24 protein-coding genes are annotated in these 25,686 nt (G+C 58.2%); 16 read left to right on the forward strand and 8 right to left on the reverse strand.

Features of this window, described 5'->3' with window-relative positions; all coding sequences use genetic code 11:
• The 6 genes from ACLPGZ_RS00590 to ACLPGZ_RS00615 all read right to left on the reverse strand — a co-directional run bounded on the left by ACLPGZ_RS00590 (window position 1) and on the right by ACLPGZ_RS00615 (window position 4,214).
• Window positions 1-780, reverse strand: a complete 780-nt coding sequence (locus tag ACLPGZ_RS00590; RefSeq protein WP_051359147.1) for an MlaA family lipoprotein — start codon at window positions 778-780, stop codon at window positions 1-3.
• A 40-nt stretch (window positions 781-820) separates the two neighbouring features.
• A complete protein-coding gene (gene mlaD, locus ACLPGZ_RS00595) occupies window positions 821-1,297 on the reverse strand; it encodes an outer membrane lipid asymmetry maintenance protein MlaD (RefSeq protein WP_009455494.1) in 477 nt (158 codons plus the stop codon).
• Between the two features lie 21 nt (window positions 1,298-1,318).
• Window positions 1,319-2,104: a lipid asymmetry maintenance ABC transporter permease subunit MlaE gene (mlaE, locus tag ACLPGZ_RS00600; RefSeq protein ID WP_009455496.1), complete on the reverse strand. Its 786-nt coding sequence runs from the start codon at window positions 2,102-2,104 to the stop codon at window positions 1,319-1,321.
• Window positions 2,101-2,925 (reverse strand): ABC transporter ATP-binding protein, encoded by an 825-nt coding sequence (locus tag ACLPGZ_RS00605; RefSeq protein ID WP_115634541.1) that lies wholly within the window; start codon window positions 2,923-2,925, stop codon window positions 2,101-2,103. Before ACLPGZ_RS00605 ends, mlaE begins: the two co-directional genes overlap by 4 nt.
• 186 nt (window positions 2,926-3,111) lie before the next feature.
• Window positions 3,112-3,642, reverse strand: a complete 531-nt coding sequence (locus tag ACLPGZ_RS00610) for a chromate transporter (RefSeq protein ID WP_021447240.1) — start codon at window positions 3,640-3,642, stop codon at window positions 3,112-3,114.
• Window positions 3,639-4,214: a chromate transporter gene (locus ACLPGZ_RS00615; protein WP_115634540.1), complete on the reverse strand. Its 576-nt coding sequence runs from the start codon at window positions 4,212-4,214 to the stop codon at window positions 3,639-3,641. The genes ACLPGZ_RS00610 and ACLPGZ_RS00615 overlap by 4 nt, the downstream gene beginning before the upstream one ends.
• A gap of 645 nt (window positions 4,215-4,859) precedes the next feature.
• On the opposite strand from ACLPGZ_RS00615, the gene ACLPGZ_RS00620 reads away from it, so the two are divergent.
• The 16 genes from ACLPGZ_RS00620 (at window position 4,860) to tssG (ending at window position 24,527) form a co-directional block, all read left to right on the forward strand.
• On the forward strand, window positions 4,860-7,292 hold the full coding sequence (locus tag ACLPGZ_RS00620) for a 3-hydroxyacyl-CoA dehydrogenase/enoyl-CoA hydratase family protein (RefSeq protein ID WP_021447239.1): 2,433 nt from the start codon (window positions 4,860-4,862) through the stop codon (window positions 7,290-7,292).
• A 19-nt stretch (window positions 7,293-7,311) separates the two neighbouring features.
• A complete protein-coding gene (locus ACLPGZ_RS00625) occupies window positions 7,312-8,505 on the forward strand; it encodes an acetyl-CoA C-acyltransferase (RefSeq protein ID WP_009455514.1) in 1,194 nt (397 codons plus the stop codon).
• Window positions 8,506-8,731: 226 nt separating this feature from the next.
• Window positions 8,732-9,328 (forward strand): DUF3540 domain-containing protein, encoded by a 597-nt coding sequence (locus ACLPGZ_RS00630; RefSeq protein WP_115634539.1) that lies wholly within the window; start codon window positions 8,732-8,734, stop codon window positions 9,326-9,328.
• 2 nt (window positions 9,329-9,330) lie between these two features.
• Window positions 9,331-11,682 (forward strand): type VI secretion system Vgr family protein, encoded by a 2,352-nt coding sequence (locus ACLPGZ_RS00635; protein WP_429640925.1) that lies wholly within the window; start codon window positions 9,331-9,333, stop codon window positions 11,680-11,682.
• 35 nt (window positions 11,683-11,717) lie between these two features.
• On the forward strand, window positions 11,718-12,185 hold the full coding sequence (locus ACLPGZ_RS00640) for a hypothetical protein (protein ID WP_226348231.1): 468 nt from the start codon (window positions 11,718-11,720) through the stop codon (window positions 12,183-12,185).
• A 119-nt stretch (window positions 12,186-12,304) separates the two neighbouring features.
• Window positions 12,305-14,827: a DUF2169 family type VI secretion system accessory protein gene (locus ACLPGZ_RS00645; protein WP_115634537.1), complete on the forward strand. Its 2,523-nt coding sequence runs from the start codon at window positions 12,305-12,307 to the stop codon at window positions 14,825-14,827.
• Window positions 14,827-15,888, forward strand: a complete 1,062-nt coding sequence (locus tag ACLPGZ_RS00650; RefSeq protein ID WP_115634536.1) for a pentapeptide repeat-containing protein — start codon at window positions 14,827-14,829, stop codon at window positions 15,886-15,888. Before ACLPGZ_RS00645 ends, ACLPGZ_RS00650 begins: the two co-directional genes overlap by 1 nt.
• Before the next feature lie 9 nt (window positions 15,889-15,897).
• Entirely contained in the window at window positions 15,898-16,707 is an 810-nt protein-coding gene (locus ACLPGZ_RS00655; protein ID WP_009455523.1) for a DUF4150 domain-containing protein, read from the forward strand.
• Window positions 16,704-17,156, forward strand: a complete 453-nt coding sequence (locus ACLPGZ_RS00660; RefSeq protein WP_009455524.1) for a DUF7832 domain-containing protein — start codon at window positions 16,704-16,706, stop codon at window positions 17,154-17,156. The genes ACLPGZ_RS00655 and ACLPGZ_RS00660 overlap by 4 nt, the downstream gene beginning before the upstream one ends.
• Before the next feature lie 181 nt (window positions 17,157-17,337).
• Window positions 17,338-18,408 (forward strand): type VI secretion system protein TssA, encoded by a 1,071-nt coding sequence (gene tssA, locus ACLPGZ_RS00665; protein ID WP_115634535.1) that lies wholly within the window; start codon window positions 17,338-17,340, stop codon window positions 18,406-18,408.
• A gap of 27 nt (window positions 18,409-18,435) precedes the next feature.
• The gene (gene tssB, locus ACLPGZ_RS00670) at window positions 18,436-18,993 is read left to right on the forward strand and encodes a type VI secretion system contractile sheath small subunit (protein WP_086061191.1); all 558 of its coding nucleotides are present in this window, start codon (window positions 18,436-18,438) and stop codon (window positions 18,991-18,993) included.
• A 12-nt stretch (window positions 18,994-19,005) separates the two neighbouring features.
• The gene (tssC, locus tag ACLPGZ_RS00675) at window positions 19,006-20,499 is read left to right on the forward strand and encodes a type VI secretion system contractile sheath large subunit (RefSeq protein WP_009455530.1); all 1,494 of its coding nucleotides are present in this window, start codon (window positions 19,006-19,008) and stop codon (window positions 20,497-20,499) included.
• A gap of 50 nt (window positions 20,500-20,549) precedes the next feature.
• Entirely contained in the window at window positions 20,550-21,032 is a 483-nt protein-coding gene (locus tag ACLPGZ_RS00680) for an Hcp family type VI secretion system effector (protein WP_035270090.1), read from the forward strand.
• A gap of 29 nt (window positions 21,033-21,061) precedes the next feature.
• Window positions 21,062-21,604 carry a type VI secretion system baseplate subunit TssE gene (gene tssE / locus ACLPGZ_RS00685; RefSeq protein WP_021447237.1) on the forward strand — a complete coding sequence of 181 codons (543 nt, stop codon included), beginning with the start codon at window positions 21,062-21,064 and terminating at the stop codon, window positions 21,602-21,604.
• Window positions 21,601-23,487 carry a type VI secretion system baseplate subunit TssF gene (tssF, locus tag ACLPGZ_RS00690; RefSeq protein ID WP_115634534.1) on the forward strand — a complete coding sequence of 629 codons (1,887 nt, stop codon included), beginning with the start codon at window positions 21,601-21,603 and terminating at the stop codon, window positions 23,485-23,487. Before tssE ends, tssF begins: the two co-directional genes overlap by 4 nt.
• The gene (gene tssG, locus ACLPGZ_RS00695; protein WP_115634533.1) at window positions 23,484-24,527 is read left to right on the forward strand and encodes a type VI secretion system baseplate subunit TssG; all 1,044 of its coding nucleotides are present in this window, start codon (window positions 23,484-23,486) and stop codon (window positions 24,525-24,527) included. The genes tssF and tssG overlap by 4 nt, the downstream gene beginning before the upstream one ends.
• A 3-nt stretch (window positions 24,528-24,530) precedes the next feature.
• On the opposite strand, the gene ACLPGZ_RS00700 is transcribed toward tssG, so the two are convergent.
• Together ACLPGZ_RS00700 and ACLPGZ_RS00705 are read right to left on the reverse strand one after the other, a co-directional pair.
• Window positions 24,531-25,121, reverse strand: a complete 591-nt coding sequence (locus ACLPGZ_RS00700; RefSeq protein ID WP_115634532.1) for an FHA domain-containing protein — start codon at window positions 25,119-25,121, stop codon at window positions 24,531-24,533.
• The gene (locus ACLPGZ_RS00705; RefSeq protein WP_060185441.1) at window positions 25,118-25,507 is read right to left on the reverse strand and encodes a TssQ family T6SS-associated lipoprotein; all 390 of its coding nucleotides are present in this window, start codon (window positions 25,505-25,507) and stop codon (window positions 25,118-25,120) included. The genes ACLPGZ_RS00700 and ACLPGZ_RS00705 overlap by 4 nt, the downstream gene beginning before the upstream one ends.
• Window positions 25,508-25,686 lie beyond the last annotated feature (179 nt).

A 25,686-nucleotide genomic window follows, 5' to 3' on the forward strand; every position in this document is an offset into this window, starting at 1 on the left:
TTATTCGTCTGCGTCCGAGTAGTCAGGCAGGTCCTGGCTGGTGTCGCCACCGGTGCGGCGGGCTTGCACCATCGCATGGCGTCGTTGCAGGTAAGCGTCGCGTATGAAGCTGTAGCGGTCAAGGGCGATGTCGTTAACAAGTTTTTCTGCATCCAGCACGCCAGCACGGGCATCCAAGGCCCACAAACCCAGGATGCTGTTGCGTACCGGTACATCCTTGATCGCCATGATCGGACCCGTGGAGGAGAAGCCTTCCAGGAAGCTGGTGCCACGTGCCACACCGTCGCGAACGGTGCTGGGGCCAAAGAAGGGCAGAACCACGTAAGGGCCAGACTTGACGCCCCATACGCCCAGCGTCACGCCAAAGTCGTTGGGGATGCGCTTGGAGCCGTTCATGGTGGCAACGTCAATACAACCGCCCAGGCCCATGGTCGAGTTGAACAGGACTCGGCCCAGGGTGTTGAAGAAGTCAACGTGCTCGCCTTGCAGGAAGCTGTTGACGGCCGACCAGGCATCGCCCAGGTTGTTGAAAATGTTACTAATACATGTGCGTGCAGGCTGCGGCGTCAGGGCGTTGTAGCCTTCTGCAATCGGTTTGATCAGCGCGCCGTCCACGGTTTCGTTAAAGGCGTAGATGCCACGGTTCATGCCTTCCCAGGGGTCCTGGGGGTTGGGGTTGGGCACACTGGCGCAACCGGCCACAAGCGCAGCACTGGCACCGATCAGGCTCAAACGGACTCCACGAGGCAGGGAGTAAGAGCGGCGAGTTGTTGTATTCATGGTTGTGTCGTCTGTAATGAGCATGAACGGGCGGGTTTGCTTACTCCGATTTGGAGCCGCCGTCCTTGGAGGCCGTGTTGTAGAGGAACTTGCTGATCAGTTCTTCCAGCACAACCGCGCTTTGAGTATAGGTAATGGTGCTGCCACCTTGCAGGTCCTTGTCGTCGCCACCCGCAGTCAGGCCAATGTACTGTTCGCCCAGCAGGCCTGACGTCAGGATGGAGGCCGAGGTGTCGACAGGAAACTTGTAGTGCTCGTCCATATCCAGGGTGACCACGGCTTTGAAGTCCTGGTTGTCAAAACCAATGGAGCCAACCCGGCCAACGACCACACCGCTGGCCTTGATGGGAGCGCGTGGTTTCAGGCCACCCAGATTATCGAACTTGGCCGATACCTGGTAGGTCTTGGCAAAGGAAAAAGAACTGAGGTTACCCGCACGCAGGGCCAGGAATGCCAGTGCGACCAGCCCCAGCAAAACAAACAGGCCAACCCAGAAATCGGTTTTCTCGCGATTCATAGCTGAGCAATTCCTAAATAGTTAACTGAACATAAGGGCGGTGAGCAGGAAGTCCGTGCCCAATACCGCCAAAGCGCCGCTGACGACCGTGCGTGTGGTCGCGCGAGAAACGCCTTCGGGCGTGGCCTTGGCATGCCAGCCCATATACAGCGCAATCAAGGTCACGATCAGGCCAAACACCAGGCTTTTGATCACTCCGTTGAGTACGTCATCAATGACATCGACACCGTTTTGCATTTGCGACCAGAAGGCGCCCGCATCAATGCCGATCATCTGCACGCCGACGACATAGCCGCCCAGAATGCCGACCATGGAGAACACGGCGGCCAGAATGGGCATGGCAATAATGCCACCCCAAAAGCGCGGTACCAGCAGGCGGCGCAAGGGGTCTACCGCCATGACTTCCATGGCGGCAATCTGTTCACCGGCCTTCATCAAGCCGATTTCGGCGGTTAATGATGTTCCGGCTCGGCCTGCAAACAGCAGGGCGGTGACGACCGGCCCCAGTTCACGTACCAGAGACAGGGCGACCAGCAGGCCCAAGGCCTCTTCGGAACCATAGCGGTTCAGTGTGTAATAACCTTGCAAGCCCAGCACAAAACCCACGAACAGCCCGGAAACGGCAATGATCAGCAGCGAATAGTTGCCAATAAAGTGGATTTGCTGGGAAACCAGACGGGGGCGACGCCACAGCAGGGAAGACCGGGCCAGCAAGGCCACGAACAGGCGGCTGAAGGCACCCAGGCCGTAGATGCTATTGCGTATCGCAGCGCCTAGCGCGCTAATCGGGGCGGTGATGAAATTCATGAGCGCGTCGTCCGATTCTGGAGCCAGGCTTCAAAAGCCGGGGTGACGGGATAGTTAAAGGCGATAGGGCCGTCGGGTTCACCACGCAGGAACTGCTGCACGTAAGGATCCTTGGAAGCGCGCAGCTCGGTGGGCGTGCCCTGGGTCAGCAAACGTCCCTGGCCAACAATATAAACCTGGTCGGCAATCGCAAAGGATTCGGCCACATCGTGCGTAATCAATACTGAAGCGCAGTTCAGGCGGTCGGTCAGGTCGCGAATCAGCCGCGCGGTAATGCCCATGGAAATAGGGTCCAGGCCGGCAAAGGGTTCGTCGTACAGAATCAGCTCGGGCTCCAGCACAATGGCACGGGCCAGGGCAACTCGGCGGGCCATACCGCCGGAAATTTCATTGATGCCCAAATGGGCAGCCGCGCGCAGGCCAACGGCGTCCAGCTTGTCCAGTACACGGTCCTGAATGGCGGCTTCGGAGTCGTTTGTCAGCTCCCGCAGGGGAAACGCCACGTTTTCAAACACGTTCAGGTCAGTAAACAGGGCACCCTGCTGAAACAGCACACCCATGCGTTGACGCGTCTGGCGCAGAGCCTCGCCGTCCAGCTTGGCCAAGTCCTGGCCAAAAACCGTAACAGTCCCTTTCTGAGCACGAATTTGTCCGGTCGCAGCACGCAGAAGTGTTGTTTTTCCGGAACCTGACCCCCCCATCATGGCGACGACCTGACCTTTCTGAACGGTCATGGACACGTCCGCGAGCACGGTAAAGGCACCGTAGCCCAGCGAGGCGGAGTCCAGATTTAGTACGGCTCGGTCAGTATTTACAACCATGTCGCGGGCAAAAGGGGATAAAAGGACCTGCCATTGTACCGCTTGCAGCTCTGGCGTCTCAATGTCTTGCGCGCGATGGGGGCGGGATCGTGGCGCTTTTATGAGCCATTTTGTGGCTCTTGATACAGCCACTTACTTCAAACCGGCTTTGGTGGTGAAGTCGCCCTTTTTTGTGTCGAATTTGTTTTAGATAGCGGGTTGTATCAAGGCGAACAGCAATCCGCCGCCTGCCAGCAACCATAAAGGGTTGATGCGACTTAGCAGCAAAATGGCTGTACAGGCCAGAGCCGTGCCCCAGGCCCACAGTCCGCCTTGGGCCGCTTTCAGAATTGTGCCGCTGGCGGCCAGGATCATGCCGGCGGCGATGGGCAGCAGACCAATTTCAATGGCGCGGATGATGCGTGTGCCTTCATAGCGCTTCCAGATTGTTGCCAGGTAATAGATCAGCAGGGCAGAGGGCAGGAAAATGGCGACGGATGCGGCCAGGGCACCGGCCCAGCCAGCCGCCTTCCAGCCCACCAGGGTGACAAGCAAGGATTTCGGGCCGGGTGTCAGGCGCGACAGGGCGAACAGATCCAGAAATTCCTGATTGCTGAGCCAGCCATGGATTTCTACCGATTGCCGGTGAATCTCCGGGATGATGCTTTGCCCGCCCCCTATGGTCAGAAAAGACAGGGGCGCAAAGACGCGCATGAGCTGGAGCAAAACCGTGATCATGATTGCTCCACCGCTTTGTCTCCAAGTTGCAGCCAGGCATACCAGACGGACAGCGGTGCACAGATCAGAATAACGGGGATCAGGCTCCATTCCATGACGAAAATGCCGACAAAAACGGCCAACATGAGGGCAATGGGCACTATTCCGGTGGCGGCGCTGCGCGCCGAGCGTACGCCCATTTCAAGAGACAGGCCAATAGCGGCGGCGGCAATTCCGGCCATGACTTGAGGCACCAGGGTAGAGCCCGTCAGTTGTTCCAGACCAATCAGCATCAAAATGGCCAGCAGTAGCGGGGGAAGCACCATGCCCAGCGTGGCAACTAACGCCCCAGGCCCGGGCAGCAGACGATAACCAATCCATATAGAGAGGTTCACCACATTGATGCCGGGCAGTGCTTGGGACAGCGCCAGACCGCTAAGAAAATCCGCCTGGCTCATCAGGCGCCGCTGAACAACAAACTCACGCATTAACCAGCCACTCAAGCCCCCACCAAAGCTGGTCAGGCCAATGCGGGCAAAGATCAGAAATAGAGCGCTTAAGGATAAAGGGGCAGCTTCTTGAGACCGGGTCATAGAGCAATGAAGGCGGATAGGGCTCGTCAAAAGTGGAAGTTTGAACATTCTGGCATACAAATTAAGCCGTTTTTTCCCTCTTGTGCGCTCGGGTGGCGGCCTGATCCTTCTTGCTGGGGGTGCGGCGTGGCCTTTATTGGCAAGAAAACGGCTGTCGGGCAGCGGTCGTTCAAATTTTTTTCTACCCTCAAGCGCTGCTTATTTGTTTGAAATATTTAAAGATAAAAATTAATTAAAGTAGGTGCAAAAATTAAATAAAAAATGAATTGAAATAAATAAGAAAAGAATTAAAAAAATAACTTGAAACCATGTGTGATGCCCGCTTGAGGGGACTGGGGCTTCCGGCGGCTAATGAAGGGTGTAATGAGCTTTTTATGGGTTCAATCTGTTGAAATAAAAGAGATTGAAACGATCGTTTTAATTTATGGTGGCTTGCTGGAGCGGCTGATCAGCCCGATCCGGATCCAAACATGGACAGTTTCATGAAGATGGATTTGATCTATACCCATCTTTGATTGAAAATAAAAAAGACTTTATGGTCGTAAAAGCGGTTGTGCGTGTACGATTATTCGATTGCCTCGCATCGTAGAGCGTCCGTTTGGGACCTTATGCTGCGTGGGGTTTCAGTTTCCTGGAGACAAACCTATGACATCTAGTTCAGCCAGTGCAGTGACGGGCAGTGCCCGTACCTTGCGTCGGGTCGCCGTGTGCGGTGCCGGCGTCATGGGCGCGCAAATTGCCGCCCATTGCGTGAATGCAGGCATACCAGTAGTTCTGTTTGATCTGCCCGCCCGCGAGGGGCCCAAAAATGGCATCGCCCTGCGTGCCATTGCCAATCTGCGCAAAATGAATCCCGCTCCTTTGGGTACGCCAGACCTGGCCGACCTGATCGAGCCCGCCAACTACGACGACAATCTGGACCGTCTGGCCGATTGCGATCTGGTGATCGAAGCCATTGCCGAGCGTCTGGACTGGAAACAGGATCTGTACCGCAAGATCGGGCCAGCACTGAACCCTAATGCCATCATCGCCAGCAACACGTCCGGCCTGTCCATCACTTCCCTGGCAGATGTTTTGCCGGAAGCGCTGCGCCCACGTTTTTGCGGCGTGCACTTTTTTAATCCGCCACGCTACATGAGCCTGGTGGAGCTGATCCCCACGAAATACACCCAGCCAGAGCTGCTGGATGTTCTGGAAACCTTCCTGGTATCGCAACTGGGCAAGGGCGTGGTTCGCGCCAAAGATACCCCCAATTTCATCGGTAACCGCATTGGTGTTTTTGGCATTCTGTCCGTGTTCGAGCAGGCTCGTCGTTTCTCCCTGACTTACGAGCAGGTTGATGAATTGACGGGTACACGTCTGGGTCGAGCCAAATCGGGTACTTACCGTACCGCTGACGTGGTTGGCCTGGACACTCTGGCACACGTGATCCGCACCATGCAGGATCAGCTGCCCGATGACAGCTTCAAAGCACACTTTGGCCTGCCACCAGAAGTGCAGGGCCTGATTGATGCAGGTGCTTTGGGTCAAAAGACCGGTGCCGGTTTCTTCCGCAAGAAGGGCCGTGAAATCCAGCGTTTCGATGCTCAACAGCGCGATTACGTGGCTGCTGACCAGAAAATCGATCCTGATGTCGCCGCCATTCTGGCTGTACGTGACCCGGCTGAGCGCCTGCGCCAGCTGCGCGAGTCCGACAAGCCTCAGGCTCAATTCGTGTGGGCCGTACTGCGCGACACCTTCCACTACAGTGCCATTCATCTGCAAGACATTGCCGACAACGCCCGTCAGCTGGATCTGGCCTTGAAATGGGGCTTTGGTCACAAGCAAGGCCCGTTCGAGATCTGGCAGGCTGCCGGATGGCGTCAGGTGGCCGACTGGATCAACCAGGATATTCAAGACGGCAAGACACTGAGCAGCCAGCCGCTGCCAGACTGGGCGACTCGTGGTCCTGTGTGGGAAGCGCAAGGCGTGCATACCGCTGCCGGTTCCTGGAATCCGTCGCAAAGCCGCTTTGAAGGCCGTAGCGATCTGCCTGTTTACCTGCGCCACATTGGCACACCTTTGCTGGTGGGCGAGGTCGAGTCTCTGGAAACCACCACGGTTTTCGAAGATGAATCGGTACGCTGCTGGACGCTGCCTGCGCCGCACCCACAAGACGTGCTAATCGTGTCCTTCAAGACCAAGATGCACACGCTGAGCCCTGGTGTGGTCAATGGCATGTTCAAGGCGATTGAGCTGGCTGAAGCCTCGTATCAGGCTCTGGTGGTGGCCCAGGATGGTGATCCATTCTCCGCAGGCGCTGACCTGAAAGCCATTTTGCCCGTGTTCGAGAAAGAAGGCGTGGCCGGTGTTGAGCCTGTAGAGCGCGCCATGCAGGACATGGTTCTGCGTATCCGCTACGCCCAGGTGCCTGTGGTGGCTGCGGTTGCCGGTCTGGCTCTGGGTGGTGGTTGCGAACTGGCTGTGCATTGCGCGCACCGCGTCGCTCACTTCGAGTCCTACATTGGTCTGGTTGAAGTGGGTGTGGGTCTGGTTCCAGGCGCAGGTGGTCTGGCTTACTCGGCTCGTCGCTCGGCTGAACTGCAAGCCATGGGTGCACCTGATGCCCCGCTGCTGGCCTACCTGAAGCGTTTTGCTCTGGCTATCGCCAGTGCACAGGTGTCGCGCTCCGCTCTGGATGCGCGTCAGCTTGGCTTCCTGAAAGAGTCCGACACCATCGTCATGAACCGTCAGGAACTGGTTTACGTGGCCGTTCGTCAGGCACAGGCTCTGGCCAGCGCCGGTTGGCGTGCTCCATTGCCACGTCGCTTCCCGGTTGCCGGTCGCGATGGCATCGCCACGTTGAAAGCTCAACTGGTGAACATGAAAGAAGGTGGTTTCATCTCGGAGTATGACTTCCATATTGCCGAGAAGGTCGTAACCGTGATCTGCGGGGGCGATGTGGATCCAGGCTCGCTGGTGGATGAAGCCTGGATGATGGCGCAAGAGCGGCAGGCCTTCCTGGAACTGCTCAATTCCCCCAAGACCCAGGAACGTATTACTGGGATGCTGACCACTGGCAAGCCAGTGCGTAACTAGAGCGGATCAAGGAGTAGACATGACTGTACAACAAGCTTATATCGTCGCTGCCAAGCGTACGCCCATCGGAAAAGCGCCTCGCGGTGTGTTTTCGTCCTACCGCCCTGACGAGCTCTTGGCGGAAGCCATTCGCGGCATGCTGGCCGATGTACCGAAACTGGACCCTGCCGCCATCGAAGAAGTGGTAGCCGGTTGCGCTCTGCCTGAAGGCCCACAAGGCTTTAACGTGGCGCGTATTTCTGCCTTGCTGGCAGGCCTGCCGCATACCGTGGCCGGGATGACCGTCAACCGCTTCTGCGCCTCGGGTTTGAGCGCCATTGCGATTGCTGCTGACCGTATCCGTACGGGCCAGGCAGACATCATCGTGGCTTCGGGTGTGGAATCCATGAGTCAGGTGCCGGTGATGGGCGTGAATACCACGTTCAGCCCCGAGATTTTCACTTCGGACGAGAACTACGGGATCGCTTACGGCATGGGTCTGACCGCTGAAGAAGTAGCGCGTCAGTGGAAAGTCTCCCGTGAAGATCAGGACGCGTTTGCCCTGGCCTCGCACCAGAAAGCCGTCAAGGCGTGGGAATCGGGCGAGTTCACGGGCGAAGTTCTGCCTGTGACGGTGACACGTCGTCAACCCAACCTGAGCACGCAGGAAATCTCCGTCAAAACTCAAGTGGTTGATCGTGACGAGGGTCCACGCCCTGATACCAGCCTGGAAGTGCTGGGCAAGCTGCGCCCCGTATTTGCGGCGCGTGGCTCGGTCACGGCCGGCAACAGTTCGCAGACTTCGGACGGGGCAGGTGCCTTGCTGGTTGTTTCCGAACGCGCCTTGCGCGAGCACAATCTGACTCCGCTGGCCCGTTTCGTGACTTTCTCGGTCCGTGGTGTGCCGCCAGCAATCATGGGTATCGGTCCTAAAGAAGCCGTGCCTCATGCGCTGGCCTTGGCTGGCCTGAAGCAAGACCAGATGGACTGGATCGAGCTGAACGAAGCCTTTGCTGCTCAATCTCTGGCGGTGATTCGTGATTTGGGCCTGGACCCCGAGCGCGTCAATCCGCTGGGTGGTGCTATTGCCATGGGTCACCCTCTGGGTGCGACTGGTGCCATGCGTGCCGCCACCGTGGTTCATGCCTTGCAGCGTCGTCAGCTGAAGTACGGCATGCTCACCATGTGTATCGGTACAGGCATGGGAGCCGCCGGGATTTTCGAGCGGACATAATTTCCGATCTGCTGCTGTTTCTATCGTTGCTGGACAAAGCCGCCTTCGGGCGGCTTTTTTATTGGGGCGTCCCCCGCATCGGTGGGCAATAGCACAATACGTGTAAGCAAATTTGCTTAAAACCCGCTAAATGTCAAAAAAGTAAAGTTTTGTTGTTGTCATAGAGTAGACATGGGCTCGGGCCATAGTCCTTTTCATTGTGTTGAACAGCTCACACGGAGGATGTATGGGATTGCCCTCGCGCATGGTGTCCAGCCTGCACGTTCCCCCCATGTTCTGGCAGGGACGGGTCAAGGCTCGTCTGGAGTCGGGGCAGTTTGAAGTCGACTGCGGCGAGCGCTGCTGGATTGTGCCGCAGGCCGTCAGTTGCCTGGTGCAGCCGCAAGAGGGCGACAAGGTCTGGGTAGGCGGTGCCGATGGCGAGCAGGCCTATGTGTTCGCCGTGCTGGAGCGACCCCAGGGCGGGGCTTTGCATCTGATCGCCGAGCAGGGCTTGCATGTGCAGGCGGCCCAGGGTGGGGTACATATCCAGTCCGAGGCGGACCTGACTTTGCAGGCAGGTGGCCATTTGCGCCAGTCTGGCCGGGAGATGAGCCTGACCGCAGGCACGCTGCGGATTTTGTCGCGCGTGCAGGAAACCGTGGCGGATCGCCTGTCCCAAGTGTGCAATCACGTATTTCGTCTGACTGAAAAAGAGGAGCGTTGGCGTGGGGGCCGCATGGATGTGCAGGCCCAGCATCAAATGCGTTTGCATGCCCGCCATACCTTGATGACTGCGCGCGAGCTGGTCAAAGTCGACGCTGACCAAATCCATATGGGGTAAGCATGCTGACAGAACGCCTTGTACAAGTGCATAGCCCGTTGGGGCCGGAAGTCTTGCTATTTCAGGCTCTGCAAGGTCGGGAAGCCTTGTCCCAGCCTTTTGAATTGCAGGTGGATGTGGTCTGCAATACCCCCTTGCTGGATTTGCGCAGCTTGCTGGGCGAGTCCCTGAGCCTGGAAATCAAAACACCTTTTGCAGTGCCGCGCTTTCTGGATGGTCGTATCAGCGCATTTCGCCTGATGGGTAAAACCGGCCGCAGCGACCGCTTCTACACGTATCGGGCCACCTTGCGCCCCTGGCTCTGGTTCTTGAGCCAGAACATGGACAGCCGGATCTTTCAGGAAAAGACCGTGCCCGAGGTTTTGCAGGATGTGCTGGGCCGCTACCCCTTTGCCTGGGAGTCGCGCCTGACGCAGGACTACCCGCGTCAAACCTATTGCGTTCAGTATCAGGAAAGCGACTTTCAGTTTGTTAGCCGCTTGATGGAGCGCGAGGGGATTTACTACTGGTTTGAGCACCGTAATGGCGCCCATACCCTGGTGATGGCCGACGATGTGGGTCAACATGCGGCTGCGCCCTGGCTTTCTGAGCTGCCCTTTGTTTCCCCCGATCGGGTAGCGCATCCTGATGTTGAGCATATCCATGCCTGGCACCCGTATGAGCAAGTCACTCCGGGTCGCTACGCGACCGCTGACTACGACTATTGCAAGCCGGGAGCCAGCCTGGACGCCACGCGCAGCAACCCAGCTGAACACGCCTTGGGTGATCTGGAAGTCTACGAATGGGCGGGTGGCTACACCGAGCCTCAACATGGTGAACATTACTCCCGCTTGCGGCTGGAAGCCTTGCAGGCAGTACGTAGCCAGGCTCAAGCCCAGACTAATGCGCGTGGTGTCGCGCCGGGTTATTTGCTGTCCGTACGCAATCATCCGCGCCCCGAGGACAACCGCGACTATCTGGTGACGCAGGTCGATTACGACTTTCTGGATGTAGGCCATACCGGCGAGAGCGGCATGGCCAGCCACTACTTCATCGATTTTCTGGTGATCCCGTCCAGCCAGCCGTATCGCCCGTTGCGACGTACACCTATTCCGCGTACCTACGGCCCGCAAACCGCCAAGGTGGTGGGCAAGAGCGGCGAGCAACTGTGGACCGATCAATATGGTCGCATCAAGGTTCAGTTTTTGTGGGATCGCTACGGGCAGGCCAATGAAAACAGCTCCTGCTGGCTGCGAGTCTCCAGCCCGTGGGCAGGTGGCGGCTTTGGTGGCATTCAGCTGCCCCGAGTGGGCGACGAAGTGATTGTGGATTTTCTGGGGGGCGACCCGGACCGGCCCATTGCCGTCGGTCGCGTGTATAACGCCAGTAATATGCCGCCCTGGAACCTTCCGGACAATGCCACACAAAGCGGCTTTCTAAGCCGTTCCAAAGACGGTGATCCCAGCAACGCCAACGCCTTCATGTTCGAGGACAGAGCCGGGCAGGAGCGTATCTGGCTGCATGCCGAGCGCAATCTGGATACGGAAGTCGAGGGTGATGAAACCCATACCGTCGACGGTAACCGGACTACTGTGGTCACAGGCCACGATACCTTGAGCGTCATGGCAACCCGCACGACAACGGTGCAGGATCTGGAAACCGAGACATTTAATAGCGGCGTCGTACGTACGGTCATCGGGGATCTGGTTGAAACCATAGAAGGCGAGCAGACCCGAACTCATACCGGTGATGTGACGCGTACCGTGACGGGCAATGTCACCGACACCTTGACCGGCGATTTGACCCGAACCATCACCGGCGAGGTCACTCATACGGTCACGGGCGATGTCACGGATTCCATCACCGGCACTTGCAACTCCACCCAAACCGGCGATTACACCCGCACGATTACCGGCGCGGTGGATTACACCGTGACTGGCGATGTCAAAGAAACCATTACAGGTGATGTGGACCTGACCACCACCGGCAATATCACTGACACCCTGACTGGCAATCTGACCAAAAGCATTTCCGGTCCTGTGGACATTACCGCCGCAGCGGGCGTGAACATCACCACGCCTACCTGGAAGGTGAATGTCACAGGTATTGAAAAATGGTGGATTCCGCATACCGAAAAAGTGACGGGGTTCCGCCTGAACGGCACGATTTCCTCGCTGGATGCCTGGGGTATTCGGGCGCAGGGCTATCTGGTCAATTTCCAGGCTGCCGTCATGAAGATGGACCACTCGGCCTTCAAGGACGAGAAAGCCTACGCCGCGATCAAGACCAGTGCGGTGTATCTGGGCAAGCAGGCGGTGCGCGTCGGCAGTTCGGCTCTGCGTTTGGCCAAGTCCGGCTTGCACATCTTTTTTTAAGGACGTCCGCGACGATGCTGGGACAGATTATATGGATGGCTTTCAGCGCTTTGATGGGAGCCATCATGATTTCGATTGGTATTGCTCTGGAGTGGCGGGATTGGCTGCCTTATCTGGTCATCTTGCCCATGTTGATCGCAGTGGGTGGTTTTGTGGCTGGGTATAGGGGTTTTACGCGCTATTGGCGTGCTCGTCCTGAAGAGCTCTTGTATCAGCGTCTGCATCGTGCCGAAGTCGTCCCCCAACAGGCAATGATCGTCTCTCAGGACGAGCTGCTGCCAGAAGTCTTCAAATCTGCTTATCCGCTAGTGCGCCTGGGCCTGGACGTGGATGGTCAGAAAACCCATGTGGATGTGCTGGTGCAGCCCGAACTGAACAAGCGATTCAAACCGGGTAATTGGGTCAGCGTACTGTGCGATCCGGCCAATGATCAGCTGTGTGCTCTGAACCGTGAACAGGTGACCTTGCAGCTGAAACCCGCCGCCAACTCCTATGGGGATTGATTGATGGTGGCGCTGGCTTCGCAGTTGATCGGGGATGACGCACACGCGGGTCCGGAGCAGTCAGGCAGTGCTCCTGCTCCAAGTCAGTCCTGCTCGTGCTCTCCCAAAGGACAAGTCCCATGCGCATCGTAAAGCCCTTGCGCTTGGGTGTTTTGGCACGCCCCTGGAGCTGGCGCGGACAACACGCGCTAAGCGTGTCGGTACAGGCCTGGTGTTCCATGGATGCCCCGCATGTCTTGAGCACCGATGCACGTATGTGGCAAAGCGTATCCGGCCTGATGCAGGACGACGATGTGCTGGATCTGGCCTTGCCCAAACCTTGTGCAGAGTTTCTGGTCTCTGGCCATGCCTGCGCTCCTGGTGGTGAGCCGGTATCCCAACTGGCCGTACAAGCGCGTGTCGGCCCGATAGAAAAGCAGCTGGCTGTATTTGGGCAACGTCAGTGGCGGCAAGGCAGACCGGGGGAGGCAGAGCCTTTTACCCGCGTGCCTTTGGATGGCAGCCGTAGCTGGGGCGGGCCGCAGTATCCCGATAATCCCGCCGGCATGGGAATGGAAGCAGCCAGTCCGGGCGAACCGCTTTGCTTGCCGCAGGTAGAGCCTTGGGAAGGGCGCTTGCACCGTTCTGGCCAGCAGGGCCGTCCAGCGGGTTTGGGGCCGGTATCGCCTTTGCGACCACGTCGCTTTCGTTTGGCGGGCCGTTATGACCCCGCCTGGCAGCAAGGCGATCCAGGCATGATGCTGGACAGCCTGGACCCACATTTTTTCAATGCTGCTGAACCGGACCAGTGGTGGCGTGAGCAAGGTCATTGGCCCGCAGACAGTTCTTGGGAACTACACCATCTGCACGCTCAGCGACCCCGGTGGAGTGGCAGCTTGCCGCAGTGGGAGGCGATCTGCTGGTATCAGGATCGTCGTCTACCTGGTCTGCAAAAGCTGGACCTGCGGCACACCACCGTTTGGTTCTTTCCTGATTTGGGCCACATGCTCTTGCTGTACCAAGGAAGCGTGCCGGTTCAGGACGCGCAGGCGCAAGATGTGAACTTATTAATGCCTGCCCTGGAGCCCTTGGGCCAAGCGCGTGGCCAGGATCATTACGAGCAAGTGCTGCGCTTGCGTAGCGAAGGCGATCAGGCCGGATTATTTGCCTTGCGCGACCAGGATTTGCTACCCGCTGACTGCTGCGCACCTTTGGATGATTTTCAGACTAGCGCAGACGACCCTTTGTCCCTGACCATGCGGATGCGCCTGGAGCGCTGGGCGCAGGACGCGGCACAGGAACACCCGGCTTGGCAGAACGAGCTGTTTTGCTTGGCGCAGGCAGGGCCTCCCAAACCTCTGGATGTGGGCCGAACGGATTGGGTGCAGGAAGTGCGCCAAGCCAATCGCCAGCAATGGGATGCGCGTCAGCAGATGGAAGAGGGCATGGCGAAAGTGCAGGACTTGCAGCGTGAATCTCCCTTTCAGGATCAGGCCAGCACTCGTGTGACGGCTCGTGATACACAGCGCATGTTGTGCGAGCTGGATGCAGCGGCCAGCGACCAGGCGCCTGTGTCCGGCTTGCTATCCAAACCCATGGAGCAGGCCAGACGTGCGATGCAAGCTTATGCCCCTGCACCGCCTGTTGCCTCTGATCTGCGTCAGCAGCGTTTGCGCAGGCGAGTGGAGTTGATTCTGGCCGGAACTCGCAATCTGTCTGGCCTGGACTTGAGCGGTTTGCATTTGCAGGACTTCGATTTCTCCGGGGTGCGCTGTGTTGGCACCTGCTTTAACGATGCGGTTCTACGGCAAGGCACGTTTGCAGGAGCTGATTGCTCGGGAGCCACATTTGTGCGGGCGCGATTGGAGCAGGTTCAATTCAATCAGTCCCAATTGGATGATGTGGATTTCAGTGCGGCAGTACTGCAATCCGTACAGTTTCGTCAGGTGCAGGCGGCCCGATGGCAGCCGCGCGAGTCCAGTTGGCAGGATGTCTTGTTCCAGCAGTCGAACCTTCAGGAGCAGGAGTGGCTGGATGTGGACTTGCTGCGCTGCACCTTCGAGACCTCGCAGTTAAGTGGCGTGCAATATTTGATGCGCTCGCGCTTGTCCGAATTGTCTTATCTGGATTGCCAGTTGCAGCAATGCGCTTGGCTGGACTGTGATCTGCGGGACCTGTCCTTGAGGGGCTCCAGCCTGGAGGACACGTCCTGGCTGCTGGGTCTGTTGGACGGTGTGCTCGATTGCCGTGACAGCCGCTGGCGTCAAAGCGTGGTGTCCGGCGTGGACATGCCGGGGTCAGACTGGCGCGGTGCCCGCTTGGAAGAAAGCAATTTGCGTGGGCTGGATTTGTCGCAATCCTGTTTTGAACAGGCCCAACTGATTCGCTGTGATTTATCCGGTGCCAATCTCCAGGGGTCGCAATGGACACAGGCCCGCCTAAGTGACTGCATTCTGATCGAGACTGACTTTAGCCAAGCCATCATGAACAAGGTGGATATGAGCAATAGCCTGGCCGGGGGCGCGAAGGTTCAAGGCACGATGCTGGATACCGTGAACTTCTTCCGCGCTGATTTGATGGGTTTGCAAACGGATGCGCGTACCCGCAGCCGCAATCTGTATTTACGCACGGCACGTCGCGATCCTGCCGGGGGGCAAGTCTGATGGACGCACATGCTTTGCGTTTGCGCATTCGGCAAGGCGAGCCTTTGCTGGGACTGGACATCAGCGATCTGTATTTGCCACCGGGCGATTATTCAGGAGCGGTGTTCATCGCTTGCCGCCTGCCGCGTGTGCAAGCCTTGGGCGTCAATCTGGCGGGTAGCCGCTTTCATCAATGTGACTTGAGCGGAGCAGTACTGGATGCCAGTGTGCTGGATGGCTGCGCCTTTATGGAATGCGTGTTGATCGGCTTGTCCTGCAAGCATGTCCAGGCCAGGGAGGTAATGTGGCAGGACTGTGATTTACAGGGCGCTATCTGGCAAGGCGGAGCCTGGAGCGACACTCACTGGGCGCAATGCATCTTGCAATCGGGCAACTTCGACCAAGCTCTTTTGCAGCGTTGCACTTGGACTGGCTGCCGCGCAGGGGGCTTGTCCTTGCAGTCGACCCGTCTGGAAGATGTGGTGGTCACCGAAATGGATTGGCGGGGCAGCACTCTGGCCGGTAGTCGCTGGCACAGGGTGACGGCCAAAACCTGCAATTTCCAGGGCATGGACCTGTCGGGGCTGGATTTCAGCGGCAGTGTCTTGATGGAGTCCGACTTTACTCAAGCGGATCTAAGCCACGCTCGTCTTTGCGGCACCAATTTCAAGTCTGCCATCTTGAATCAGGCCGTGCTGAACAAGGTCCAAGCCAAGCAGGCTTTATTTGTTCAGGCACAGGCTCAAGGACTGCAGATTCGGGAGGCGGATCTGACACAAAGTCTGTGGGCTCAAGCCCACGCTCCCGAGGCAGATTTTCGGGCTTCCTTTTTACAGCAAGCCTACTTCGCGCAAGCGGTGCTGGAGCAGGCCCGTTTCGAGCATAGCCAACTGCGCTATGCGGATTTCTCGTATGCAGATTGCCGCCGTGCCCGTTGGGATGGCGCGCATTTTGAACGCACCCAGTTTCATCGCTGTCTGCTGGACAAGGCCGGACAAGAACAGGCCGCAGGCTGCCTGCCCAATGACCCGGCCTTGCACGAGTCTGAGAGCTGGACCGCGCGTCACATGAGTCTTGAATAAGGAGCCCTGATGTTTGCCAATTGCCAACGGGGCGGCATGGATATTGCCTTCCCCGACATCTGCAAGACACCACCGGCTCTGTTGCCGATTCCTTACCCGAATTTTGCGACGGGCCTGATGGGTATTCCCAATGCCTGGAACATCCTGTTGCAGGGTGGGCCTGCCCATAACTTGCTCACAACGATACCCTTGAGTAATGGTGACAATCCGGGTGTGGCTTTGGGCTTGATCTCGCAAACCGTGATGTCGCGTTCGCGCTCCATTACCTGTGTGCCTAATGTGCTGTGGAAGGGAATCCCGGCGACCCGTCTGACTAGCTTGAGCATGCAGAACACGGTGAATACGGTGGGCATGCGGGTAGTGCCCAGCCAGTTCAAAGTGCTGTTGTTAGGTGGCGGTGGTGCCGGGGGCGGCGCCGGTAAAGGCGGCAAGGGTGTGTCGGGCAGTGGGCCGGATGCGGCACGCAAGGCAGCGGCACGCGAAGCCAAGCGGGCACAGCTGAAACGCAACCGGCGTCGGGGTGCGCAGCGAGAGCGCGAGGTCGAGGCCGAGCTGAAGCAGGAAGGCCACGAGGTCATGGGCACGCAGGTGTCTGCAAAAACCCCATTGACCCGCCGTGTGATCGATATACTGATCAAGGACAAGAACACGGGCAAAATCCGGGCGGTCGAAGTCAAGAGCGGGGGAGCGCGCCGCTCCGCAACCCAGAAGGCCAAGGACAAGGCAATGGAGAGCAAGGGCGCAGAGTTGATTGGCAAGAATGCACCCAAGCAGCCACTTCCCAAGAACATACGCATACCTACGGAGGTACGACATTGAAAACGCACACTGATCCCGTTAAATATGACGCTGTGGACTGGCATGTGGGCGGGGACTACCCCTCTGATCTGGGCCCGCAAGGTGGTCGCACGCACATCGGCATGTATCTGGCCTGGCTGGTGGAAAAAGGCCTGCTGGCCAATGCTTTTATGGACCGCTACCCCAACGAGGTGCGCCAGTGCCGTGATCACATGATCAAAGGCTCGCAACTGCTGCAAGAGTGTTGCGACGATGTGCTGGTCAGCGAAGACATGTCCGAGCAGGGCAAAGCCTTTAGCGATTTTTACTACGACGAGCTGTATCTGGATGATTACGTGGATACGCTGGACGACGAGGTTTTGCCATCCATCTATCACGTGCCTGACGATTGGGACAGCTACGAAACCTTGCGGCCGGTTCTGGAGCAACGCTACCAGCACTGGCGACAGGAGCAGGGGTTGGACGACTAGCTTCTCGCCAATTTTTTTCCTTTGAAAAGCGCTGCCTGCGGGCGGCGCTTTTTCTTTATTTGCTTCAAAAAGAGCGTAAATACATCCATTTTGCAAAATAAGTAAGGAAAAATTTTCGTCAAAAAGGTGTCACCTTCAGTTCCTAGACTGGCTCCGTGATCAGTTATCCGAGACGACAGCTATGGTCGAAGGAATACAGGAGCAGTGGCAGCCAGCCTGGATTTTGGCTCCCGAAAACGCCCACTACGGCGAGAACCTGGAATACGAGGCAGACTTTCTGGCCTTGATGCAGGCTTTGCAAGTACAGGGCGAGCAGCAGTTTGGCCAAACCATTATCCCGGCTCAGGTTCCGGAATGGACGCGCATCGTGCGCCTGGTGCAGGACTTGCTGGACCGCTCGGCAGATATTCGCTTGCTGGTGGTACTGGCCCAGGCGCGTTTGCAGACAGGCGGGTTGCCCGCCTTGGTGGAGGTGTGCGATTGGCTATTGAGCGCCCTGCAACAAGGCTGGGAGCACGTTCATCCGCGTCTGCACGACGATGGCGAGCTGGACCCCTTGCCGCGCGTCAATGCGCTGGCCGGGCTGTCGGCTATTGATGGTCTGGGTCGCCTGATGCGTGAGGCTCCCGTGGTCAGCCTGGGGCATCGTCAACTGAATTTACGTGAAGTCGGCTATGTGCTGGATGGCAGCCAGAAAGATAGCGGCCTGCCGGGTCGTGACCGTCTGGTTGAAGAGCTGCGCCGTGCCTTTGCCGCCGGCCAAAGCCAGACCGTGGCCTTGAGTCGTTTGCGTCAGTTCCGCCAGGAGCTGGAGGCCCTGGTGCATCGCCATCTGGATGCCGAGTGGTCCGTGCGTCTGGACGGAGCCTGGGACACCGTGGAAGCCGCCTGCGCAGTGCTGGACGCGGCAACCTCACTATCTGCTCCTTCCGCTCCCGAGCCTGTGCAGGCAAGCGACCCCACCATTCCTGTGCCCCCGCAACCTGCTCATCAGGTCGCTCCGGTGATGGGCTTGGCGAGTTGGCAAAACCTGCATGTTTCATCCCGCGAAGAGGTGGTGTTGTTGCTGGACAAGCTGGTGGCGTATTTCGAACAGCACGAACCCAGCCATCCTGCCCCTTTGCTGCTGCGTCGCGCCCAGCAACTGGTGCCCATGGGTTTTCACGAGCTGATTCGTGACCTGGCTCCCGGTGCCTGGGATCAGATCCAGGTTTTCATGCCTCGATCCGAAGTGGCGACAGCCGCTTCTTAATTCCATAAATCAACTGGAGAAGACCTGATGTCTGTGAAATCCAATTCTGGCAGCGGCCAGAAATTCCTTGGGCGCAATCGGGCTCCGCGTGTGCAAATTGAGTACGACGTTGAACTGTACGGCGCCGAGCATCGTGTGCAACTGCCTTTCGTGATGGGTGTGCTGGCGGATCTGGCCGGGCACAACACGGAGAGCCAGCCGGAGCTGGGCGAGCGCAAGTTTATGGAAATCGACGTGGACAACTTCGATGACCGCATGAAGTCCATCGCACCCAAGCTGAACATGCAGGTTCCCAACAGCCTGAAGGGCGATGGCGTGCTGGGTGTGGAAGTGTCTTTTGACTCCATGGACAGCTTTTCCCCGGCTGAACTGGCCCGTCAGATCGAACCTCTGGCCCGCCTGCTGGAAGCTCGTACCCAGCTGGCGAATTTGCTGACTTATATGGATGGCAAAAGCGGAGCGGAAGAACTCTTGTCCCGTCTCCTGCAGCAGCCCGAACTCTTGCGCGCCCTGGCTGGCCGCCCGCCCCAGGCCCTGACGATGGACGAGTCCCAGCCCGATCAGGACAACGAGCCCAAAGCATAAGGAGCCCATCCCATGACTTCCACCCAGACCTTGACCGCCACTCGCGACACGGCCCAATTGGATGAACTGTCCAGCCTGTTGCAGCAGGAGTTTCGTCCCAAAACCGAGCAGGCCCAGCAGGCGGTTGAATTTGCCGTCACCACGCTGGCCGAGCAGGCGTTGGACCAGTCCGTGACCTTGAGCGACGACGCTTATCAAACCATTCAGGCAGTGATTGCCCAGATCGATCAGAAGATGACCGAGCAGATCAATCACATCCTGCATCACCCCGAATTTCAGCGCCTGGAAGGAGCATGGCGTGGCCTGCACCATCTGGTCAGCAATACCGAAACTGATGAGCTGCTGCGTATCCGTGTGATGCCTGCCACCAAGAAGGAATTGGCGCGCAACCTGAAGCGCTACAAAGGCGTGGCTTGGGATCAAAGTCCCTTGTTCAAGAAAGTGTACGAACAGGAATACGGCCAGTTTGGTGGCGAACCCTTTGGTTGCCTGGTGGGGGACTATCACTTCGACCACAGCCCGCCTGATGTGGAAATGCTGGGTGAGCTGGCTCGTATCGGCGCTGCCGCGCATAGCCCCTTTATCGCCGGTGCTGCGCCGTCCGTGATGCAGATGGAATCCTGGCAGGAGTTGGCCAATCCGCGTGATCTGACCAAGATTTTTTCCAATACCGAGTACGCCGCCTGGCAAAGCCTGCGCGAATCTGATGATGCCCGTTATCTGGGCCTGGCCATGCCGCGTTTTCTGGCGCGCTTGCCCTATGGCGCACGTACCAACCCGGTTGATGAGTTCGACTTCGAGGAAGATACCGACGGAGCCAGCCACGACCGCTATACCTGGGCCAACTCGGCCTATGCCATGGCGGTGAATATCAACCGATCGTTCAAGCATTTTGGCTGGTGCACGGCAATTCGCGGTGTGGAGTCGGGCGGTGCGGTCGAGAACCTGCCTTGCCATACCTTTCCCACGGACGATGGCGGTGTGGACATCAAATGTCCCACGGAAATTGCCATCAGCGACCGCCGCGAGGCCGAGCTGGCCAAGAACGGATTCATGCCCTTGGTACACCGCAAAAACTCCGATTTTGCGGCCTTTATCGGCGCCCAGTCCTTGCAGAAGCCCCAGGAATATTACGACGCAGACGCTACCGCCAATGCCCGTCTGGCCGCGCGCTTGCCCTATCTGTTTGCCTGCTGCCGTTTTGCGCATTACCTGAAATGCATTGTGCGCGACAAGATCGGTTCCTTTCGCGAGCGCGACGATATGGAACGCTGGCTAAACAGCTGGATCATGAATTACGTGGATGGCGACCCGACCAACTCCTCGCAGGAAACCAAGGCACGCAAGCCTTTGGCTGCCGCCGAAGTCTCGGTGCAGGAAGTGCCGGACAACCCGGGCTATTACGCCGCCAAGTTCTTTTTACGACCGCACTACCAGCTGGAAGGCCTGACGGTTTCCCTGCGCCTGGTGTCCCGCTTGCCTTCGCTCAAAGGCGAGCAGAACTGATTCCCACCCTGGCCTTTTGATGGCCTTATTCGACCTCCAAGGAGAAAAGCGTGTCTGTTGATATGTTCATGAAAATTGAAGGCGCCAATGGCGAATCCAAAGACTCCAACCACAAGGATTGGACCGATATCCAGTCCTTTTCGTGGGGTGCCTCGCAACCGGGTAGCATGAGCTCGGGCGGTGGCGGTGGCCAGGGCAAGGCCAATTTCAACGATCTGCATGTGGTCGCCCGCATCGACAAGGCTGCGCCTGCCGTGATGAAGCACTGCGCCAGCGGCAAGCACCTGGGCAAGGTGGAGCTGTCGGTGTGCAAGGCCGGTGGCGAGCAGGTGGAATACTCCAAAATCACCCTGGAAGAAGTGCTGGTGACTTCGGTTCAGCTCAATGCCGAGCGCGATGTGGAAAGCGTAATGGTCAATTACTCCTTCCAGGCCGCACGCGTTAAACAGCAGTACTGGGAACAGTCCGACCGCGGCAGCAAAGGTGCTGAAACGCTGGTGGCCTGGGACATCAAGCAGAACAAAGAAGCCTGATCGGGCTTGGGTTTTCAGGCAGGGCCGCTATGGACCGCTTTCGCTTACCGGGACGCCGCGGGGCCGCGCTGATGCGCGGCCAGGCGGATCGCTTGCAACCTTGTCTGCTGGACAGGCTGACCGACGAGCGGCCCGATCAAACCTGGGAGCCTCCTCAGCCCATGAGCCAGTACCAGATGCGTCAGGCGGTATTGCGCGATCTGGGTCATTTGCTCAATACACCCAATCAGGGCGCTACTCCCTTGATGCAGGCCTTGGCTCATGTGCGCCGCTCCTGCCTGAACTACGGCATGAGCCCGCTGGCAGGCAAGACCATGAGCGAGGTGGAGTGGCTGGATGTGGAAGAAGCGCTGCGTACCGCCATCCTGCATTTCGAGCCTCGCATTTTGCCCGATACCTTACAAGTGCATTGTCTGGATCACAGGGCTCAGCGCGATTTGCATAACGTCTTGAGCCTGCGTATTCAGGGCCATGTCTGGTGCGAGCCGTATCCGCAGGAATTCTTGCTGCGCACCAGTATTGATCTGGAAAGCGGGCAGTTGGACCTTGAAGAGAGTTACGCGTCGGGATGAATCCGGAGCTGCTGCATTACTACAACCGTGAATTGGCTTACCTGCGCGAGCTGGGAGCCGAGTTTGCGCAAGCCTACCCCAAAGTGGCGGCCCGTCTGGGCGTGCACGATACGGCGGTGGCTGACCCGTATGTCGAGCGTCTGCTGGAAGGATTCAGCTTTCTGACGGCTCGCATTCAGATGAAGATGGACGCGGAATTTCCCCGTCTTAGCCAGCAGTTGCTGGATGTGATTCAGCCTTCCTGGTTGATGCCCACCCCCAGCATGGGACTGGTGCAGTTTCGTCCCAGCATGAGCGAAGGTGCTCTGGCCAAAGGCTTTACCATGCCGCGCCACACCGCCTTGCGCTCCCGTATTCCGGCCGGAGAACAAACCGCCTGCGAGTTTTCTACTTGCCATGCCGTGGACTTGTGGCCCATGAGCTTGTCGCAGGTACGTTTAGGCGATGTAGCAGCTGATCTGCCCCTGGCGGCTTTAGGTAGCCGGCAGGCCGCGCAAGCTCGTTCGGCCTTGAAACTGGACTTCACGGTGCATGGCGGTTTGACACTGGAGGAGCTGGCTCTGGATGAGCTTAGCCTGCATCTGGACGGCCCGGAATCTGACAGCAGCTTGCTGCTGGATGCCTTGCTGCGGCAGGCGTTGGGGGTGTTCATCCAAATGGAGGACGAGGCCCCACAATTCCTGGCTACGTCTGCTTGTCTGACACACGATGGCCTGGAAGATGATCAAGCCATCTTGCCCATGGTGTCTCACGAGTTCTCCGGCCATCGCTTGCTGCGGGAGTATTTCGCCTTGCCGGGCCGTTTTGCTTTTGTACGGCTGCGTGGTCTGCAAGCAGCTATCGCCAGAGGACGTGCGCAGGAGCGAAAAAGCCGCCGCTGGAGCCTGCATATTGTCCTTAAGCAGGCTTGGCCCGATCTGGCGGCACGCGTTGGCCCTGGCCATGTGCGTTTGTATTGCACGCCTGTCGTGAATTTATTTCGTCGACGCAGTGAACGCATGGCCTTGCGCCCACAGGCAACAGATCATCATGTGGTCATGGACAGAACGCGTCCCATGGACTTTGAAGTTTGCTTGATGGAGCAAGTGCAAGGACATGGCCGACAAGGAACAGACGATGTGCTGTTTCGACCCTTGTATGCCAGCACGGCGCAGGATGCAGGACGCTATGGCAGTTACTACACTGTGCGACGCGAACCGCGTGTCGTGTCTGATACCCAGAAACGCTGGGGTGGCCGCAGCAGTTATGGCGGTAGCGAAGTGTATTTATCGCTGGTGAATCAGCACGAGCAGTCCGAGTTTTTCGGCATGAGTCAGATCAGTGTCACAGCCTGGTGCAGCAACCGTGATTTGCCCTTGCTGCTGCCGCGCTCGCCCGAGTCTGACTTCAGCCTGCAAGTCTCGGCGCCCGTGGCCGGTGTCAGTTTATTGGGAGGGTTGACCCGTCCGCGAGCCGCATCAACCGGCGGCCGTCAGGCCTGGGACTTGATTTCGCAGATGAGTCTGGCCCAGTTGGGTGTGGCCCAGTCCGACCCTAAGCAGGCAGCAGGTCGCTGGCGTGCCTTGCTGGCCCCGCATGTGGACAGCGCGGATGCCGGTGCCTTGCGTCAATTGGCCTCCATTGTGGCGGTGCAGGCGCGGCCTGTGCAGAGGGCCATGCCGGTGCCAGGGCCCTTGGTGATGGCGCGTGGCGTGCATTTTGAGGTCACGCTGGACCAAAGCGGTTTTCCCGGCGGTCGTCCTTTTGTTCTGGCCGCCGTGCTCAGTCGTTATCTGGCTCGTCATGTCAGCCTGAACAGTTTTGTCTCTACCCAGTTTCGTTCCGAGACAGGGGTGGAACTGGGAGCGTGGGGGCCGCAAGCAGGTACGCGGGCGGTGCTGTGAACCGGGCCGAGCAGGAACAGCTAAAGCCCCAGGCTTCTTTGGAAGAGCTGGGCCGTATCATTCAGCAATGGCCTTATGGCCATGATCTGTTTCGGGTTTTGCGGGCCGTCGATGCCTTGCAAGCCGCCCAGGGCCAACCTCGTTTGGGAACCGCGCCTACGCCTCGCCAAGAAAATGTGCGGGTAGGCCAGCCGCCTAGTTTGGCTTTTGCGGCCTCCAGTGTGCAAACCGCTCGTTGGGACGATGAACAACTGCATCTGGATGTGCAGGGCTTTGGTTTGTGGGGGCCCAATGGCCCTTTGCCGCTGCACATGACGGAGTACTTTTTTCAGCGTAGTCGCAACTTTGGTGACCGTGCTGGTGTGGCCTTTCTGGACCAGTTTCACCACCGTCTTTTTTTACTGTTTTTCAGAGCCTGGGCACAAGCGCAAGCGGTTTGTGATCTGGAACATGATCAGGATGGTTTTACGCGCTGGCTGGCCAGCCTGGTCGGAGTCGGGAGCCCGAGCGAATCGGCTCCCATGAGCGACCATGCGGTCCATTTTCAGGCACCCGCGCTGGCGTCTCAAACCCGTAGTGCGCCTGCTCTGCAATCGCTTCTGGCCAGCTATTTCCAATTGCCCGTCAGCATTCAGCAGAACGTGCCTGTGTGGGTGTCGCTAGATGATCAAACCCAGGTCAGCCTGGGTCGCAGTTGTTCGGGGCTAGGGAAAAATTCCGTTCTGGGTGCACGTATTCTGGACGTGCAGCAAACCATACGAATACGGATTGGCCCTTTGAGTCGGCAGGACTATGGCCGCTTCTTGCCAGGTCGTCCGGCCTGGCGGCAATTGCGCTATTGCCTGGCTTTGTATCTGGGCTTGGAGTGGTCGGTTCAGTTGCAACTGGTGCTGCAAGCCAGCGAACAGCCTGATCTGGGTTTGGGGGCGGGCTTGGGCCTGGGTCAGGAAACCTGGCTGGGCCGGCCCGGCACACAGGACAAAGCGGATCTGTGCCTGTTTCTGGACAGCCGTCCAGATTGGCAAGATCCGCGCAGCTAAGGCTTAGGCCTGACGCATTCCCTGCAAAAGATCGAACTCATTTTCCTTATCGGACAAGGTGCTGACCCACTCCGGGGCGCGACCCAACTCTGGCTGCCAACTGGCTGCCGGAATGGTGCTGTCGGTGCTGGGTGAGCTGGCTGGTTTGGCTGCTGTATCGAAGGGGTGCTTGTCCGAGGGCGCAGGCATGGGACCACCGACCGGGACCATGCCGGGAACATGCAGATCTGCGAAAGGATCGGCCGCCGGCGCAGCTGCCAAAGGCGTTTCATCCTGTGTGACGGGGCTGACTCCCGATTCCACCCGGTAGTGCATTTCCCCCAAGGTCAGGCGGTCCCCATTCTGCAAGGTCTTGACCTGTGCCAGTGCCAACTCGATGCCATTCACGGCGACCTGACCGTCTGCGCTAGCTCGTTGAATCGTCAGCACATCGTGCTGGCGACGCAGGTAAGACAGCACGGGCGGCGTCTGATTGTTATCGGGCAAAACCAGATCAGCCTGAGTCCAGGAACCGCAGACCAGACCGGGTTCAGGAACAGGGCGCGGGGCTCCGCCGGACTCTGCTTGCAAACGCCAATCTACAGCTGTGCTCATGGCTGTGCTCCTGCCACTTTTTCATACACCGGGCCCCAGGTGGGGTGACCGCGCTCGGCCTGGGCCAGGGTAAAGCCAGGGTCTACAGCCCGTGCCTGCTTGAAACGCTCTTCACACAAAAAAGTGTAGTCGCGTACGCAAAAGCTGAAGGCCTGCAGTTTCAAGGCTTCGCTGTATTGATTGGGTGCGGCAGCAGGCAGGGTGCTGGAGCGGCCCACTTGCCGGATCACGGTGCTGTAGTCGCCTTCATTAAAGGCAGAGCGTATTTGCTCCAGTTCAGCTTCGGCAGTTGGGCTGAAAACAGCCACTGGCTTGTTCTGGGTTTGGGCGCAGGCTGTCAGTAAAAGGGCCAGAGCCGGAACGATCAGGCGGGCAGGTAAATACATGGCAGGAAAAAGAAAAGTTGTACTTGCCCTCAAGACTAGGAAAGGAAAAAGACAGCCACATGACATGACGCGGACGGTTTTGTAAGAGTTGTTGCGCAAGGGTAAGCACCGAAACACCCCGTGTCCTTAACAAAGTTGTCGCATTCATGCTTTTAGATGGGGCGCATTGCCATTCAAGG

It is taken from the genome of Alcaligenes sp. Me129 (assembly GCF_050487245.1).
Classification (GTDB): domain Bacteria; phylum Pseudomonadota; class Gammaproteobacteria; order Burkholderiales; family Burkholderiaceae_B; genus Alcaligenes; species Alcaligenes phenolicus.

Bases quoted from the DNA above. Each gene is read 5' to 3' on its own strand.
- tssB (WP_086061191.1), top strand. From the start codon at position 18,436: ATGTCTGTGAAATCCAATTCTGGCAGCGGCCAGAAATTCCTTGGGCGC.
- ACLPGZ_RS00630 (WP_115634539.1), top strand. From the start codon at position 8,732: ATGGGATTGCCCTCGCGCATGGTGTCCAGCCTGCACGTTCCCCCCATG.
- mlaE (WP_009455496.1), bottom strand. From the start codon at position 2,104: ATGAATTTCATCACCGCCCCGATTAGCGCGCTAGGCGCTGCGATACGC.
- tssA (WP_115634535.1), top strand. From the start codon at position 17,338: ATGGTCGAAGGAATACAGGAGCAGTGGCAGCCAGCCTGGATTTTGGCT.
- ACLPGZ_RS00625 (WP_009455514.1), top strand. From the start codon at position 7,312: ATGACTGTACAACAAGCTTATATCGTCGCTGCCAAGCGTACGCCCATC.
- ACLPGZ_RS00640 (WP_226348231.1), top strand. From the start codon at position 11,718: ATGGCTTTCAGCGCTTTGATGGGAGCCATCATGATTTCGATTGGTATT.
- ACLPGZ_RS00590 (WP_051359147.1), bottom strand. From the start codon at position 780: ATGAATACAACAACTCGCCGCTCTTACTCCCTGCCTCGTGGAGTCCGT.
- ACLPGZ_RS00645 (WP_115634537.1), top strand. From the start codon at position 12,305: ATGCGCATCGTAAAGCCCTTGCGCTTGGGTGTTTTGGCACGCCCCTGG.
- ACLPGZ_RS00655 (WP_009455523.1), top strand. From the start codon at position 15,898: ATGTTTGCCAATTGCCAACGGGGCGGCATGGATATTGCCTTCCCCGAC.
- tssF (WP_115634534.1), top strand. From the start codon at position 21,601: ATGAATCCGGAGCTGCTGCATTACTACAACCGTGAATTGGCTTACCTG.
- ACLPGZ_RS00620 (WP_021447239.1), top strand. From the start codon at position 4,860: ATGACATCTAGTTCAGCCAGTGCAGTGACGGGCAGTGCCCGTACCTTG.
- ACLPGZ_RS00610 (WP_021447240.1), bottom strand. From the start codon at position 3,642: ATGATCACGGTTTTGCTCCAGCTCATGCGCGTCTTTGCGCCCCTGTCT.
- ACLPGZ_RS00705 (WP_060185441.1), bottom strand. From the start codon at position 25,507: ATGTATTTACCTGCCCGCCTGATCGTTCCGGCTCTGGCCCTTTTACTG.
- ACLPGZ_RS00635 (WP_429640925.1), top strand. From the start codon at position 9,331: ATGCTGACAGAACGCCTTGTACAAGTGCATAGCCCGTTGGGGCCGGAA.
- tssC (WP_009455530.1), top strand. From the start codon at position 19,006: ATGACTTCCACCCAGACCTTGACCGCCACTCGCGACACGGCCCAATTG.
- mlaD (WP_009455494.1), bottom strand. From the start codon at position 1,297: ATGAATCGCGAGAAAACCGATTTCTGGGTTGGCCTGTTTGTTTTGCTG.
- ACLPGZ_RS00605 (WP_115634541.1), bottom strand. From the start codon at position 2,925: ATGGTTGTAAATACTGACCGAGCCGTACTAAATCTGGACTCCGCCTCG.
- ACLPGZ_RS00700 (WP_115634532.1), bottom strand. From the start codon at position 25,121: ATGAGCACAGCTGTAGATTGGCGTTTGCAAGCAGAGTCCGGCGGAGCC.
- ACLPGZ_RS00650 (WP_115634536.1), top strand. From the start codon at position 14,827: ATGGACGCACATGCTTTGCGTTTGCGCATTCGGCAAGGCGAGCCTTTG.
- ACLPGZ_RS00615 (WP_115634540.1), bottom strand. From the start codon at position 4,214: ATGACCCGGTCTCAAGAAGCTGCCCCTTTATCCTTAAGCGCTCTATTT.
- tssE (WP_021447237.1), top strand. From the start codon at position 21,062: ATGGACCGCTTTCGCTTACCGGGACGCCGCGGGGCCGCGCTGATGCGC.